General features: G+C 71.4%; 10 protein-coding genes and 1 pseudogene. 4 read left to right on the forward strand and 7 right to left on the reverse strand.

What is annotated here, in order from left to right:
- Positions 1–7 precede the first annotated feature (7 nt).
- The 3 genes from ccrA to HEP85_RS31570 all read right to left on the reverse strand — a co-directional run bounded on the left by ccrA (position 8) and on the right by HEP85_RS31570 (position 4,874).
- Positions 8–1,345 (reverse strand): crotonyl-CoA carboxylase/reductase, encoded by a 1,338-nt coding sequence (gene ccrA / locus HEP85_RS31560; protein ID WP_168530915.1) that lies wholly within the window; start codon positions 1,343–1,345, stop codon positions 8–10.
- Positions 1,346–2,119: 774 nt separating this feature from the next.
- A complete protein-coding gene (locus HEP85_RS31565; protein ID WP_248002140.1) occupies positions 2,120–2,932 on the reverse strand; it encodes a TetR family transcriptional regulator in 813 nt (270 codons plus the stop codon).
- A gap of 136 nt (positions 2,933–3,068) precedes the next feature.
- Positions 3,069–4,874, reverse strand: coding sequence for a 3-hydroxyacyl-CoA dehydrogenase family protein (locus HEP85_RS31570; protein WP_168530917.1), 1,806 nt, complete (start codon positions 4,872–4,874; stop codon positions 3,069–3,071).
- Between the two features lie 374 nt (positions 4,875–5,248).
- Between HEP85_RS31570 and HEP85_RS31575 the strand changes: the two genes are divergently transcribed.
- Complete coding sequence (locus HEP85_RS31575; protein ID WP_168530918.1) at positions 5,249–5,818, forward strand: adenylosuccinate lyase; 570 nt, start codon at positions 5,249–5,251, stop codon at positions 5,816–5,818.
- A gap of 105 nt (positions 5,819–5,923) precedes the next feature.
- On the opposite strand, the gene HEP85_RS31580 is transcribed toward HEP85_RS31575, so the two are convergent.
- From HEP85_RS31580 to HEP85_RS31595, 4 genes are all read right to left on the reverse strand, one after another.
- The gene (locus HEP85_RS31580) at positions 5,924–6,508 is read right to left on the reverse strand and encodes a GNAT family N-acetyltransferase (RefSeq protein ID WP_168530919.1); all 585 of its coding nucleotides are present in this window, start codon (positions 6,506–6,508) and stop codon (positions 5,924–5,926) included.
- Positions 6,505–6,903, reverse strand: a complete 399-nt coding sequence (locus tag HEP85_RS31585; RefSeq protein WP_168530920.1) for a RidA family protein — start codon at positions 6,901–6,903, stop codon at positions 6,505–6,507. The genes HEP85_RS31580 and HEP85_RS31585 overlap by 4 nt, the downstream gene beginning before the upstream one ends.
- Before the next feature lie 55 nt (positions 6,904–6,958).
- On the reverse strand, positions 6,959–8,542 hold the full coding sequence (locus tag HEP85_RS31590; protein WP_168530921.1) for an alpha/beta hydrolase: 1,584 nt from the start codon (positions 8,540–8,542) through the stop codon (positions 6,959–6,961).
- A gap of 223 nt (positions 8,543–8,765) precedes the next feature.
- On the reverse strand, positions 8,766–9,812 hold the full coding sequence (locus HEP85_RS31595) for an Rv2578c family radical SAM protein (RefSeq protein WP_168530922.1): 1,047 nt from the start codon (positions 9,810–9,812) through the stop codon (positions 8,766–8,768).
- Between the two features lie 208 nt (positions 9,813–10,020).
- Here HEP85_RS31595 and HEP85_RS31600 point away from each other — a divergent pair, with 208 nt between their 5' ends.
- From HEP85_RS31600 to HEP85_RS31610, 3 genes and pseudogenes are all read left to right on the forward strand, one after another.
- Positions 10,021–10,464 (forward strand): SRPBCC family protein, encoded by a 444-nt coding sequence (locus tag HEP85_RS31600; protein ID WP_168530923.1) that lies wholly within the window; start codon positions 10,021–10,023, stop codon positions 10,462–10,464.
- Between the two features lie 182 nt (positions 10,465–10,646).
- Positions 10,647–13,042 (forward strand): annotated as a pseudogene (locus tag HEP85_RS31605) (MFS transporter).
- Between the two features lie 176 nt (positions 13,043–13,218).
- The gene (locus HEP85_RS31610; RefSeq protein WP_168530925.1) at positions 13,219–15,756 is read left to right on the forward strand and encodes a SpoIIE family protein phosphatase; all 2,538 of its coding nucleotides are present in this window, start codon (positions 13,219–13,221) and stop codon (positions 15,754–15,756) included.
- Positions 15,757–15,834: the final 78 nt, after the last annotated feature.

Below are 15,834 nucleotides of genomic sequence, written 5' to 3' on the forward strand. Positions count from 1 at the left end.
GGGGACCTCAGACGTTCCGGAAGCGGTTGATGGCGTCGATGTGCTGCGCGCGCTTCTCCTCGTCGCGCACACCCAGGCCCTCGCGGGGCGACAGGGTGAGCACACCGACCTTGCCCTGATGGAGGTTGCGGTGCACGTCGTACGCGGCCTGTCCGGTCTCCTCCATGGAGTACACCTTGGAGAGCGTCGGGTGGATCTTGCCCTTGGCGACCAGCCGGTTGGCCTCCCAGGCCTCGCGGTAGTTCGCGAAGTGCGAGCCGACGATCCGCTTCAGCGACATCCACAGGTAGCGGTTGTCGTACTCGTGGTGGTAGCCGGAGGTCGACGCGCAGGTGACGATGGTGCCGCCCTTGCGGGTGACGTACACGGAGGCGCCGAAGGTCTCGCGGCCCGGGTGCTCGAAGACGATGTCCACGTCCTCGCCGCCGGTCAGCTCGCGGATGCGCTTGCCGAAGCGCTTCCACTCCTTCGGGTCCTGGGTGTGCTCGTCCTTCCAGAACGTGTAGCCCTCGGCGTTGCGGTCGATGATCGCCTCGGCGCCCATCGCGCGGCAGATGCCCGCCTTCTGCTCGCTGCTGACGACACAGATGGGGTTGGCGCCGCCGGCGAGCGCGAACTGGGTGGCGTACGAGCCGAGCCCGCCGCTCGCGCCCCAGATGAGGACGTTGTCGCCCTGCTTCATCGCGGCGCCGTTCTTCGACACCAGCTGGCGGTACGCGGTGGAGTTGACGAGACCGGGAGCCGCCGCCTCCTCCCAGCTCAGGTGGTCGGGCTTGGGCATCAGCTGGTTGGACTTGACGAGGGCGATCTCGGCGAGACCGCCGAAGTTGGTCTCGAAGCCCCAGATGCGCTGCTCGGGGTCGAGCATCGTGTCGTTGTGGCCGTCCGAGGACTCCAGCTCGACGGAGAGGCAGTGCGCGACGACCTCGTCGCCGGGCTTCCAGGCGTTGACGCCGGGGCCGGTGCGCAGGACCACGCCCGCGAGGTCGGAGCCGATGATGTGGTACGGCAGGTCGTGGCGCCGGGTGAGGTCGGAGAGCTTGCCGTAGCGCTCCAGGAAGCCGAAGGTCGACATCGGCTCGAAGATCGAGGTCCACACGGAGTTGTAGTTGACCGAGGAGGCCATGACGGCCACCAGTGCCTCGCCCGGCCCGAGCTCCGGCACCGGCACGTCGTCCAGGTGGATCGACTTGCGGGGGTCCTTGTCGCGGGTGCTGAGCCCGGCGAACATCTCCGTCTCGTCCTTGTGCACGGTGATGGCACGGTAGGACTCGGGGAGCGGAAGAGCGGCGAAGTCGGCGGACGTGGAGTCCGGCGACTGGATCGCGTCCAGGATTTCCTTCACGGTGTTGCCTCCGGCGATACGCGTCCGAGGGGAGACGCTGAGGGATACGTCGGTGTGCTGCTGAGGTGAGGGGTGTGCCGTCGGTTCGGCGGAGGTGGTGCTGTGGCAGCGCTTTGTCGGCGCGGGAGGGTGCCTGTGACGCAGGCGTCCGGGCGCGCTCACCAGTGGTGTGCGGGGACAGCCGGCGTACGAGGGATCTCTGCACGCCGGCCGCCCGGACAACATCAACGTATGGCACACCGTGCCACCTGGCAAGGCACGGAGTGCCATGAGTTGCGCTCAGGTGAAATCTTTACGTAACACGTGAGCGATGATCGATCAGACTGCCCGATGATCGATCAAAACCCCAGCTCGGAGGGGGTGCGGGGAGAGGCTTACGGGCGGGGTGGCGAGCGCCGGGAAGCGGTGGGGAGGTGGCCGGATGGTGGTCCGGCGGGGGCGGAGAGCGGCCCGGGGGGCACGGGAAGTGCCCTGGAGGGGCTGGGAGTGCCACGAACGGGCCGGGGGTGTCCGGGAGGGGAGCGTCCCGGAGGAGGGTGGCGACGCGGTGCCCGCGGAGCCGCGTTCCGGCGGGGAGGGGAAGGGGCACGGGTCCGGTCCGGGGCTCTGATCGCCGCGTCGGCCGCCGTGCGCCGCGGGCCCGGCTCCCGCTCCCGCCTTCCGCCGATCGGGTGACGGAGTCACGGATCACGGAGCCACGGATCACGGGTCAATGGGTCGGTGGGTCGCTGGCGGAAGCCCGCCGGACCTCCGCCGGGACCCCTGCCGCAGGCCCTACGGGCGGTCGCGCAGCGCCTGCTCGATCGTCCGCATCACCTGGTCGAGCGGGGCGTCGACCCGGGCCACGGTCACCAGGACGTCCCCCTCCGTGAAGGAGGACGCGGGCGCCGTGCGCGGCGCGGCGTCCCGCCCGGCGCCGATCCCGGTCCCGAACGTCCTGCGGACGATGGAGAAGGCGTGGTCGAGCTGGGCCTCCACGTCCCCCTGGCCGCCGGCCCGCAGCCAGCGGCGCAGGACGTGGTTGTGCGCCGTGACCACGGCGGACGCGGCGACCTCCGCGAGCAGCGGATCGTCGTTGGCGTCGTCGTCGTGGGCGTGCTCGTCGAAGTGGCCGAGGAGGTAGCGGGTGAAGAGCCGCTCGTACCGGGCCACGGAGGCGATCTCGGCCTCCCGCAGCGTGGGCACCTCACGGGTCAGTTTGTAGCGCGAGACGGAGATCTCGGGCTGGGCCGCGTACATCTTCATGACTTCCTTGATGCCGCGGCACACCGTGTCGAGCGGGTGCTCGTGCGCGGGCGCCGCGTCGAGGACCGCCTCGGCGCGGATCAACGTGTCGTCGTGGTCGGGGAAGATCGCCTCTTCCTTGGAACGGAAGTGGCGGAAGAATGTGCGGCGGGCGACCCCGGCCCGAGCCGCGATCTCGTCGACGGTGGTCGCCTCGTACCCCTTGGTCGCGAACAGCTCCATGGCCGAGGCCGCCAGTTCCCGTCGCATCTTGAGCCGTTGCGCGGCGGCGCGACTGCCCGCGGCACTCTCCGGTGCGTCGGGCGTGGCCGGTGTACGTGAGGACTTGGCGGGCTGGGACATGACCCGAACGTACTGCATCTGCGCAGGAGAACGTGCAAGTCCGGGGATCCCCCCACCCTCCACGGGCGGGGGGTTTCCGGTCGGGTCGAGCAGTCCGCCCCAGTCGGCGCTGTCCACGGACCGGTCGCCGGGACGCTCAGCGGCGGGCATATTCGCGGAAGCCGCGCCCCGTCTTGCGGCCGAGGCAGCCCGCGGCCACCAGATGCTCCAGGAGCGGCGCCGGGGCGAGGCCCGGGTCGCGGAACTCCCGGTGCAGCACCTTCTCGATGGCCAGGGAGACGTCCAGGCCCACCACATCGAGGAGTTCGAAGGGCCCCATCGGGTACCCGCCGCCCAGTTTCATCGCGGCGTCGATGTCGTCGAGCGTCGCGTAGTGCTCCTGGACCATCTTGATCGCGTTGTTCAGGTACGGGAAGAGCAGCGCGTTCACGATGAATCCGGCGCGGTCGCCGCAGTCCACCGGGTGCTTGCGGATCTTCTCGCACAGCTCGCGGACCGTGCCGTGCACGTCGTCCGCGGTCAGGACGGTCCGGACCACCTCGACCAGCTTCATCGCCGGGGCCGGGTTGAAGAAGTGCATGCCGATCACGTCCTGCGGGCGCGAGGTGGCACGGGCGCAGGCCACGACGGGCAGCGAGGAGGTGGTGGTCGCGAGGATCGCGCCGGGCTTGCAGACCTTGTCGAACACCGCGAAGAGCTGCTGCTTGACCTCCAGATCCTCGGCCACCGCCTCCAGGGCGAGATCGACCTCGGCGAAGGAGTCGTACGAACCCGCCGGCGTGATCAGGTCCAGGGTGCTCGCGGCGGCCTCGGCGGTCATCCGGCCCTTGTCGACCGACCGTGCCAGCGACTTGCCGATCCGGGCCTTGGCGGCCTGTGCCTTCTCCTCGCTGCGGGCGGCCAGGACGACTTCGTACCCGGCCTTCGCGAAGACCTCGGCGATGCCGGACGCCATCGTTCCGGAGCCCGCGACGCCGACCGAGCGCACCGCACGGCCGGGGGTGCCGGGGCCGCCGGAGAGAGGTGTCAGCGCGTCCCGCACGACGCTCGCGCTGCCGGGGGCCTCGTAGGAGTAGAAACCGCGCCCCGACTTCCGTCCGGTCAGGCCCGCCTCGCTGAGCTGCTTGAGGATGGGCGCGGGTGCGTGCAGCCGGTCGCGGGACTCGGTGTACATGGCCTCAAGGACCGTGCGGGCCGTGTCGACGCCGATCAGGTCGAGCAGGGCGAGCGGACCCATGGGCAGGCCGCAGCCGAGCTTCATGGCGGCGTCGATGTCCTCGCGGGAGGCGTACTTCGCCTCGTACATCGCGGCCGCCTGGTTCAGGTAGCCGAACAGCAGTCCGTCGGCGACGAAGCCGGGACGGTCGCCGACCGCGACGGGCTCCTTGCCGAGGTCGAGGGCCAGGTTGGTGACGGCGCTGACCGCCACTGGCGCGGTCAGCACCGACGAGACGACCTCGACGAGCTTCATCGCGGGCGCCGGATTGAAGAAGTGCAGGCCGAGAACGCGCTCGGGGTGGGCCGAGTCGGCGGCCAGACGCGTCACGGAGAGGGCGTTGGTACCGGTGGCCAGGATGGTGTCCGGGCGCACGATGCCGTCCAGCGCGCGGAAGACCTGCTGCTTGATGTCGTACGACTCCGGGGTCACCTCGATGACCAGGTCGGCGTCGGCCGCGGCGGTGAGGTCGGTGGAGGTGCGGAAGCGGCCGAGGATGTCCTCGCGCTCCTGCCCGGTGAGGCGTTCGCGCCGCACGGCGCGGGCGGTGGAGGCTTCGAGCGCGGTGACGGCCTGGACGGCAGCGGCCTCGCTGATGTCGATGCCGACGACGTCGCGGCCGGCCCGGGCGAGGACCTCGGCGATGCCGGTGCCCATGGTGCCGAGGCCGACGACGGCGACGGTCTTGAGAGGGGACAGAGGGATGTCGGACTGGGGAGCGGCCATCGCGGGACTCCAGATGAGGGTGACGACTGAGGAGGGCACACGGGTGCGCCGAGGAGCGCACGGGGTGCGGAGCATTGCGGGTGTTGCCGGGCTGACGAGCGCACACGCCCGGTGCCGTCCGGGCCGGAAAGCCCGCGAGGGCTAACCCGGTGAACGGTGAAGCCGACCGGCTCTGTCCCGGAGCCGTGTCGTACTGCGGTGCCTGAAGCACCGAACCGACTGCTCTCACGGCGGCTGCGTCACCAGGCCGCCCTGAGGAAAACGCGAGTGGGTAACTCGCTCGTCTGAGCTTAACCCGCCGGTAACGAGCGCGCCAGCCCCCGAGTTCGTGATGTAGGTCCCCACGTCCCACAGCCGCATCTAGGCTCGGCGACATGGACGAGGAGTTGCGATCACTCACGGAGCGTTTACGGATCGAGGCGGAGGCCTCGCCGGCGTACGACCGACTCGTGGCGACCGAGGACCTCCACGTACTGGCGGCGGCGCTCACCGAACCAGGACAACCGCTGTGGGCGCGGGAGCTGGCAGCCTTCCGGCTCGGGATCGCCGGCGACGGGCGGGCCTTCGAGGCGCTCGTCCTGCTGCTCAACCACCGCGAGCCACGGCGCTGCGCGTCCGCGGCCCACGCCCTCGCGCGGCTGGGCGATCCGCGTACGGCCCGTGCGGCGGCCGCGCTGGCCACCAACGAACTGCGTGTCGCCTACGCGCTGCATCCGGTGCGGCTGCTGGTCGAGCTGCGCGCTCCCGAGGCCGTACCCGCGCTGATCACCACGCTGCGGCGCAGGCTGCGCCCGCACGATCCGTACCGCGCGGTCGCCCTCGCCTGCGTGCAGGGGCTGGGCGCGCTGGGCGACGACCGCGCGGGACCCGTACTGAATGACGCGCTCGCGCATCCGGTTCTCGCCGAGGAGGCGGTGCGCGCGCTGGCGCGGCTGCCGGAGTGACGCCTGCCCTGCCGCCCGCCGCGCGCCCGCCCCGGGCGGCGGCGCGCGCCCCTGTGCCACTCCCGCGGAGCCGCTTTCCGGCAGGCCCCGCCAGGGAGCCCCGGGTCAGACCGCGGAAGCCGCGGTGCCGGCCCCGGCATCGGCGGGGGTGGGGGGAGGGGTACGGGTATCGGTGAGGTCGCGGACGTAGCGGACCTCGGGCACTTCGACACCTCCCGCCTCGAACGGCTCCTCGGCGCCGTCCGGGCCGAATCCGGCGTGCTCGTAGAACCCACGCGCCCCCGTGTTCTCCTGGAGCACCCACAGCAGCATCCGCTCGTACCCGGCGGTGGCACAGCGCTCGGCCGCCTCCCGCAGCAGTGCGCGCCCGACCCCGGCCCCTGTCCGGTCGGGGTCGACGTAGATCGCGTACAACTCGGCGTCCGTGGCGCGGACTTCGCCGTCCCGGTACGGGCCGTGACAGGCCCAGCCGATCACCTCGCCCGCCTGTTCCGCGACCAGGTTCACCACCGCGCCGCCGCCCTGCCCGAAGTGCCGGCGCCGCCGCGCCGCGTCCTCCTCCGTGCTGAGCGCGTCGAGGTACGGCTGGGGCATCAGGCCCCTGTACGCGGCCCGCCAGCCGCGGACGCGGATCTCCGACACCCGGTCGCAGTCCGCGAGGGTCATGTCCCGGACCCGGACGCCGCTCATCCGCCCAGCACCGCGTACGCCTCGATCTCCATCAGGAACTCGGGGCCGACCAGGGCCGCGACCTGGACCGCGGAGGCGGGCGGCAGACGGTCCGCGGGTATGTGGGCGTCCCGGGCGGCGCGGACGGCCGGCATATGGGCCATGTCCGTGACGAAGAAGGTGAGTTTGACGACGTCGTCGAAGGTCGCGCCCGCGGCGGCCAGGCAGCGGCGCAGGTTCTCGAAGACCTGACGGGCCTGGGCCGCCGGGTCGCCCTCGCCGACGAGCCTGCCGTCCTCGTCGAGGGCGAGCTGTCCCGAGACCGCCACGAAGCGGCCCGTGCCGAGGACGACATGTGAGTACGCGGCGGCGGGGGCGACTCCGTCGGGGGCGTGAATACGGGTCAGTTCACTCATGCGTCCATGGTGGACCATGGGTGTGACAACGCCCCCGACGGGCGTTCGGGTGTGCTCAGCCGCGGGGGCCGAGCAGCCCGTGCAGGGTCGCACCCTGTGCGGTGGCGGACGTCGCCCGGGTGCTCAGCGGCTCCGGGTCGGGCAGCTTCTCGCACACCGCGTCGGCCTCACCGCTGCCGCGCGGCACCTTGCCGTTGGTGAGATACGTCGCCAGGTACTTGTCCAGGCAGGCGTTCCCGCTCAGCGTGATGCCGTGGTTGCCGCCGCCCTGCTCGACCACCAGGCTGGAGCCGAGCAGCTGGTGATGGACCGTCACACCGCCCTGGTACGGGGTGGCCGCGTCGTCGGTCGCCTGGAAGACCAGGGTCGGCGGCAGCGCCGTGTTGGAGATGTCCACCGGCCGCAGTGTGCTCGTCGGCCAGAACGCGCACGGCGCGTTGTACCAGGCGTTGTTCCAGACCATGAAGGGCGCCTTGCCGTAGGCGGCCCAGTTGTCCTTGCGCCACTGGTTCCAGTCGCGCGGCCAGGACACGTCACGGCACTGCACCGCGGTGTAGATGCTGTAGCCGTTGCCGTCCGAGGCGTCCTTGGAGCCGATCTTCTTGTACGCCGCGAGGAGCGGGGTCGTCTCCTTCTTGTTCGCGTACGCCGCGAAGGCCTCGGCGAGACGGGGCCAGTAGCCGTTGTAGTAGCCGCCCGGGATGAAGGTGTCCTCCAGTTCGGAGGCGCCCACCTTCTTGTCGGCGGGCTTCTGGGCGAGCGCCCTGCGCATCGCGTACCACTTGGCCTCGACCCTGGCCGGGTCGGTGCCGAGCCGGTACGTAGCGTCGTGCTTGGCGACCCAGGCCAGGAAGGCCAGATGGCGGTCGTTGAAGGCGTAGTCCTGCCCGATGTTGTCCTCGTACCAGACGCCGGTGGGGTCGACAACCGAGTCGAGCACCAGCCGGCGTACGCGCTGCGGGTAGAGCTTGGCGTAGACGGCGCCCAGGTAGGTGCCGTAGGAGTACCCGAAGTAGTTGATCTTCTTGGCGCCGAGCGCGCCACGGATCGAGTCCATGTCGCGGACCGCGCTGATGGTGTCGATGTACGGCAGCAGGCTCGCGTACTTCTCGCCGCACCCCTTCGCGAAGGCCCGGGCGCGGTCGAGGTTGGCCTTCTCGATCGCGGGGGTGCTGGGCACGGTGTCCGGCCGCACCGGGGCGAAGTGGCCGGGCCTGCAGTCCAGCGCGGGCCGGCTCGCGCCCACGCCGCGCGGGTCGAAGCCGATGACGTCGTACTGCGCCGCCACCGCCTTGGGCAGCGTGGAGGCGACGAATCCGGCCATCGTGATCCCGCTGCCGCCGGGGCCGCCGGGGTTCACCAGGAGCGGTCCCTGATACTTCTTCGCGGTGTGCGGGACGCGTGAGAGCGCCAGCGTGATGAGCCGGCCGTCCGGCTTCGAGTGGTCCAGCGGTACCTTCACCGACGCGCACTGGAGCGCCGGATAGGTGGTGGTGCCGCACTTCTTCCAGGTGAGCTTGGCGGTCCGGACGGTGCGCGGTGCGGTCGCGGAGCCGGCGCTCGCGTCGGCGGGGATCGACGTGATCATCCCGGCCACCACGGCGGCGGCCCCGCACAGAGCAGCTGCGCGTTTCTTCACAACGCCTCCCAGGACGGAGGATTTTGAGCCGTGCACGCCACGGCCTTCGCCGCATCGTCCCGGGGTGGGAGTCCAGAAGAACCCGTTCTGGCAAGACTTGACCCGATTGGGTCGCGGGATGCGCTCGGATGACCTCACAGAGGTTTCGGACGGCGCGGTGCCGAAAGGCGGGAGTTCGAACTCCAGTGCCGGGGCGGGCAACGCTCGGCCGCGGCGGCACCGTTCAGAGCAGCGTGAGCTGTGTCGGTTCGGCCGAGGCCGGTTCGGGTGCGGCGGCCGCGGGGGCGGCGATCCTGCGCGGCGCGCCCCCGCGCGCGGGACCGATGCCGTACTCCTGGGCGAGCTCGTGGACCTGACGGGTGATCCGGCGCTGGTACCACTTGGGGGCGTACGCCCCCTCCGCGTACAGCCGCTCGTAACGGCGTACGAGATAAGGGTGATGGCGCTCCAGCCAGGCCATGAACCACTCGCGGGCGCCGGGCCGCAGATGCAGTACCAGCGGGGTCACCGAGGTGGCCCCCGAAGCCGCGATCGCCCGCACGGTGGCGCGCAGTTGGGCCGGGTGGTCACCCAGGAAGGGGATCACGGGGGCCATCAGGACCCCGCAGTCGATGCCGTGGTCCGTCAGGGTGCGGACGACGTCCAGGCGGCGTTCGGGCGCGGGGGTCCCCGGTTCCACGGTGCGCCACAGCTCGCTGTCGGTGAAGCCCACGGAGACGGAGATGCCGACGTCGGTGACCTCGGAGGCCTGCTTCAGCAGGTCGAGGTCGCGCAGGATCAGCGTGCCCTTCGTCAGGATCGAGAAGGGGTTCGCGTGGTCGCGCAGGGCGGCGATGATGCCCGGCATCAGCCGGTAACGGCCCTCGGCCCGCTGGTAGCAGTCGACGTTGGTGCCCATCGCGATGTGCTCGCCGTGCCAGCGGTGGGAGCCCAGGTGGCGGCGGAGCAGGTCCGGCGCGTTGACCTTGACCACGATCTGGGAGTCGAAGTCGAGGCCCGTGTCGAGGTCCAGATAGCTGTGCGTCCTGCGCGCGAAGCAGTACACACACGCGTGCGTGCAGCCCCGATAGGGGTTGACCGTCCATTCGAAGGGCATGCGGGAGGCCCCCGGCACCCGGTTCACGATCGAGCGGGCCCGGATCTCGTGGAACGTGACGCCGCGGAACTCCGGGGTGTCGAACGTGCGGGTGGTCACCGCGTCCGCGCCGAACAGCACGGCGTTTCGGGCGCGGTCCCCGGCGGGGTCCGCTGTGAGGTTCTCCCAGCGCATGAGGCCTCCTCGGTAGCACTGAGCAGAGAATAGAACACATGTTCCCTTGATCGTGCGACCGGGTTTCCCGGGCCCCGTGGCGGACCCCTTCCGCGCCCCCGCCGCGAGCCCCTCCCGCGCCCCGCGAGGACTCCCGATTTGAGGGGGTGGCCCGCGTGGTGGTTGGCTTGCCGCACACCCCGAGTCACCAAGTGCTGGAGGAAGTGCCATGGCGCAGGTCGAGGCCACGACGGAGCGGGTCATCGCGGCGGACGCGGAGGCGGTGTTCGACGCCCTGGCCGACTACACCGGCACCCGCGCGAAACTGCTGCCCGAACACTTCAGCGAGTACGAGGTGCGCGAGGGCGGCGACGGCGAGGGCACCCTCGTCCACTGGAAGCTCCAGGCCACCAGCAAGCGCGTCCGCGACTGCCTGCTCGAGGTCACCGAGCCCACCGACGGCGAGCTCGTCGAGAAGGACCGCAACTCCTCCATGGTCACCACCTGGCGGGTCACCCCGGCCGGCGAGGGCAAGTCGCGGGTCGTCGTCAGCACCGTCTGGAACGGCGCGGGCGGCATCGGCGGCTTCTTCGAGAAGACCTTCGCCCCCAAGGGTCTCGGCCGGATCTACGACCTGGTGCTCGAGAAGCTCGCCACCGAGACGGAGAAGTAGCCCCGAGGAGGGCCTTCGTCGCCCCGCGACCCCAAGAGGCAACCCTCCAGGGCGCGTTGCCGCCCTCACCGGTTCGAGTGCATCTCCTCGCGACGCGACGGTACGCCGTAACTCGTCGCGCTTGCTCGCAGTTGTCGCGATAAGCGGGAATTGTGCGGTGGGTGCGACGAGGGGAACGGACCGTGGGCGGCATCACTCTGGTACAGGACGAACCGGCTGCCGCACCCCCGCAGCCCGCCGTTTCGGAGGTGATCGGCGCCCCCGGCCCCGACCGGCTGGGCCCACGCCAGGTACGGCTCGTCTTCCTCGGGCTCATGCTCGCGCTGCTGCTCGCCGCGCTGGACCAGATGATCGTCGCCACCGCGCTGCCGAAGATCGTCGGTGAGCTGCACGGCCTGGACAAGATGTCCTGGGCGATCACCGCCTATCTGCTCACCTCCACCATCGGACTCCCGGTCTACGGCAAGGTCGGCGACCTCTTCGGCCGCAAGGGCGTCTTCCAGTTCGCGATCGCGACCTTCGTGATCGGTTCGGCACTCGCCGGACGCGCGCAGACCATGGACCAGCTGATCGCCTTCCGGGCGGTCCAGGGCGTCGGCGCGGGCGGCCTCATGATCGGCGTACAGGCGATCATCGCGGACATCGTGCCGCCCCGGGAACGCGGCCGCTTCATGGGCCTGATCGGTGCCGCGTTCGGTCTCGCCTCGGTCGCCGGGCCGCTGCTGGGCGGCTACTTCACCGACCACCTCTCCTGGCGCTGGTGCTTCTACGTCAACGTGCCCTTCGGCCTGCTCACGCTGGCCGTCGTCACCGTCGTCCTGAAACTGCCGAAGCCCGTCCGCCGGGGGCGGGTCGACGTGCTCGGGATCCTGCTGCTCGCCGCCGCCTCGACGTGCCTCGTCCTGCTGACCAGTTGGGGCGGTACGGAGTACGCCTGGGGGTCCCGGGTGATCCTCGGGCTCGGCGCGGGCGCCCTGGCCGCGGCCGTCCTGTTCTTCGTCGTCGAGCGCTTCGCCGCCGAACCCCTGATCCCCCCAAGGCTGTTCAGGGACGGTGTCTTCAACATCACCGCGCTGGTGGGCCTGGTGGTCGGCGTCGCCCTCTTCGGCGCCGCCAGCTATCTGCCGACCTTCCTGCAGATGGTCGACGGGGCCAGCGCCACCGAGTCCGGACTGCTCATGCTCCCGATGATGGGCGGCATCGTCGGCGCCTCGATCGTCTCCGGCCAGCTCATCAGCCGCACCGGCCGCTACAAGATCTATCCGGTGCTCGGCGGGGCCCTGTCGGCGCTCGGCATGTGGCTGCTCTCCCGGCTGGAGGTCGACACCTCCCGGCTGGCCTACAGCGTCTGGATGGCGATCCTCGGCGCCGGCATCGGCCTGGTGATGCCCGTGCTGGTCCTCGCCGTCCAGAACTCCGTGCGGCCCGCCGACCTCGGGACCGCGACCAGCGCCAACAACTACTTCCGGCAGATCGGCGGCAGCGTCGGCGCCGCGATCTTCGGCACGCTGTTCGCCAGCCGGCTCGCGGACGCGCTCGCCGAACGCGTCCCGGCACGGGCCGGCGGCGCCCTCCCGGACCCCGAGTCCCTGACCCCGCAGCTCGTCCACGCGATGCCCGCACCGCTGCGCGACGCCTACATCGCGGCCTACGCGGACGCCATGCCGCGGATCTTCCTCTACCTCGTGCCGGTGCTCGTCCTCGGCCTGTTCATCGCCTTCTTCCTCAAGGAGAAACCGCTGGTGTCCCACAACGCCCCCGCCGCCGACACCGATTCCGTGCCCCTCACCCAGGTCCCCCGGCCCGCACCACGTACGCCGCCGGGATCCCCGTCTGCGGAACCGTGCAGCACCCCGACGGAACCGTCGTGCCACGCGCCGCGCTCACCCTCATCGACATCGCCGGACAGCAGATCGGGCGAGGCGCCAGCGGTGAGGACGGGCGGTACGCGCTGTCCACGCCCGGATCGGGGTCGTACGTCCTGATCGCCGCGGCCGGGGGACACCAGCCGCAGGCCGTCTCCGTGACGATCGGTGAGCGTCCCGTGGAACTGGACGTCGTGCTCGGCGGCGCCGGCCGCCTCGCCGGGAGCGTGCTGACCGCGGACGGCACCCCGGTGCGCGACGCCACCGTCACGCTGACCAACGTCCACGGCGAAGTGGTGGCGACCACCCGCAGCGGGCGCGAAGGAGGCTATGTCATCACGGAGTTGGTGGCGGGCGAGTACACCCTCGCCGGGAGCGCGCCCGCTTTCCGGCCGGCCGCGCTCCCGGTCAGCGTGCAGGCCTCCCGCGAGACCCGCCAGGACGTCGAACTCGCCGGTGGCGCCGTCCTGCGCGGCACCGTACGGGCGGGCGGCGGACGGCCCGTGGAGGACGCGCGCGTGACCCTCCTGGACGCCGCGGGCAACGTCGTGGACACCCTCACCACCGGCGCCGACGGCACGTTCCGCTTCGTCGACCTGTCCTCCGGCGAGTACACCGTCATCGCGGCCGGCTACCCGCCGGTGGCCACCGTGCTCCAAGTGGCCGGTGGGGGCCGTACGGAGCGCGATCTGCAGCTCGGCCACGAAGACTGACCGGGACTGACCGGGACTGACCGGGGCCACCCGCCGCACCGGGGGGAACGGGTGGTGCGCCGGAGCGGCCCCGGAAAGGTCAATTCCCCTGTTGCCGCACATCGCGACGGGCCGCGGTCGTACGGTGGTGGGTGCGGCACAGATCTTGCCGAGCCGCGGGGAGAGGGGCCTGGGCCATGGAGAGCGGCACTTCGCGTGGCACCGAAGTGGGCACATCTCCCAGCCGCACAGCTGGGAACCGCGTGACGGAGCACGCCGATGCCGGGCGCGTCCCGCTGGCCGTGGTCGCCGTGGACCGCGACGGCCTCGTCTCCCACTGGAGCACCGGCGCCCGACGTCTGTTCGGCGTCTCCAGGCAGGACGCGGTGGGCCACCCCGCCGTCGACCTGCTCCCCGTCTCCGGTGTGCTCCCCGAGGAGGACGAGACGGCGCTGTACGGGGCCCACGCCGCGTACGACGGGCTCGGCCCCGACCTGGAGTCCTCGCTCGACGGGCGGCTCTCCTACCCGGCCGCCGGGCGCGCCCGGCTCACGGTGCCCGGCCGGGAGCACGAAGCGGACCACGAGGGCGGCCAGGGCCGGTGCCGCGTCGATGTGTTGTGGTGGGCGTACCCGCTGGTGGGCCCGGGGCGGGAGCGGCTGCTGGTACTGGCCGCCGACGCGGGCGCGATGCGCCACACCGACGACCGGGTGGCCGTCGAGCGCATCGCACCCGCCTTCGCGCTGCACACCGACTTCCCCGGCGCCGAGGAGCTGGCCCGCAGACTGCCCGAGATCCTGCCCAGCATGAGTGTGGACGAAGGCGCCCGCGTCGTCGCGCAGATCCTCGAACTCGGTTATCCCGTGATGGAGTTCAGCCAGAACGACCGGGTGCCCGTCACCCCCGACTGGGGCGTGCCCCGGCGGGCCGGGCGCAAGGCCCGCCGCGAGCGGGCCGCCGGGGCCGCGGCGGCCGGTCCGCCGCTCCCGCGGGACGCACTGGAGGCACAGGACGCACTGGACACGTACGGCGCGGAGGACGAGGGCGAGGACCTCGAGTACGTCGCCGTGCGCGAGCGCCTGGAGTTCCTCAACGAGGTCAGCGGACGCATCGGCACCTCCCTCGACCTGGCGCGGACCATCCTGGAGGTGAGCCGGGCCGTCGTGCCCCGCTTCACGGACGTGGCGGGCACCTATCTGCGCGAACAGGTCGTCGCCGGTGAGGGGTTCCCCGACGGCGTGCCCGACACCACCACCATGTGGCACCGCGTCGCCCTCGAGCACACGGACGAGCCGGGCCGCTGGGACGACGTCGTGCCCGTCGGCGAGGCCATGCCGTTCCCCGCCCACACCCCGTTCTTCCAGTGCATGACCACCGGCGAGCCCGTCCTCGTGCCGCGCATCAGCGAGCGGATGGGCCATATGATCGCCGCGCAGTTCGAGAAACGCGACATCAGGCCGCTCATCACCCACCGTTCCATGCTGGTCGTGCCCCTGAAGGCCCGCAACGTGGTGCTCGGCTTCATGGTCCTGCTGCGTCACCCGGAGCGTGTCGAGTTCAACGACATGGATCGGGTCACCGGAGCCGAACTCGCCGCAAGGGCCGGCCTCGTACTCGACAACGCCCGTATGTACACGTACCAGGAGAGCGTCGCCGAGACGCTCCAGGACAGCATGCTGCCGCAGATAGCGCCCCGCATGGCCGGCTGTGACATCGCCACCCGCTATCTGCCCGGCACGCTCCTCGGCCGCGTCGGCGGCGACTGGTTCGACTCGGTGAAGCTGCCCGGCTCCCGCACCGCCCTCGTCGTCGGCGACGTGATGGGCCACGGCCTCAACTCGGCCGCGATGATGGGACAGTTGCGCACCGCCGTGCAGACCATGGCGGCACTCGACCTGCCGCCCGCCCAGCTCCTGCGCAACCTCGACGACCTGGCCCAGCGGCTCGGCGAGCACTACCTCGCGACGTGCCTGTACGCGATCTACGACCCCATCGCCGGTGAGCTCCACATCGCCAACGCGGGCCACATCCCGCCCGTCCTGGTCCGCGCCGCGAACGGCCACAGCGATCTGCTCGACCTGCCGACCGGCGCGCCCATCGGGGTCGGCGGTGTCCCCTTCGAGACGGTGCGCGTACCGGTGGCGACCGGCGACCGGCTCGTGATGTGCACCGACGGCCTGGTAGAGGTGCGCGGCGAGGACATCGGGGTCGGCCTCGCCACGCTCTGCGAGTCCGCCGCCCATCCGGCCGCGTCCATGGACGACGCCTGCGACACGATCATCCGGGCCCTCAACACCCGTGGCGGCCGTAAGGACGACGTGGCCCTGCTGATGGCCCGGCTCAACGGCATCGAACCCGAGGACATCGCCGAGTGGCGGCTCACGTCCGATCCGGCCGAGGCGGGCCGGGCCCGCGCCGCGGTCCGGGAGCAGTTGCACGACTGGGACCTGCAGCGGCTGGCCGACCCCGCCGAACTGATGGCCGGCGAACTGGTGGCGAACGCCGTACGGCACACGCACAGCCGCCGGGTCGAACTGCGCCTCGTGCGCGGTGACACCCTGCTGTGCGAGGTGGCCGACGACGACCACACCCTGCCGACACTGCTCAGCGCGGGCCAAGGCGACGAGTTCGGACGAGGTCTGCGCGTCGTCAGCACGCTGGCCCGGGAGTGGGGCGCGAGCCGCACCAGCGGCGGCAAGACCGTGTGGTTCGAACTGACGCTGCCGCGGCACTGACACACTCCTGGGTCTCCCCGGCACACTTCGCGGGCTTTCAGGGGCGCGGGGGGCGCAGGGGGCGCGCAACGGCGTAGT

The sequence above is a fragment of the Streptomyces sp. RPA4-2 genome (assembly GCF_012273515.2).
GTDB lineage: Bacteria > Actinomycetota > Actinomycetes > Streptomycetales > Streptomycetaceae > Streptomyces > Streptomyces kaempferi.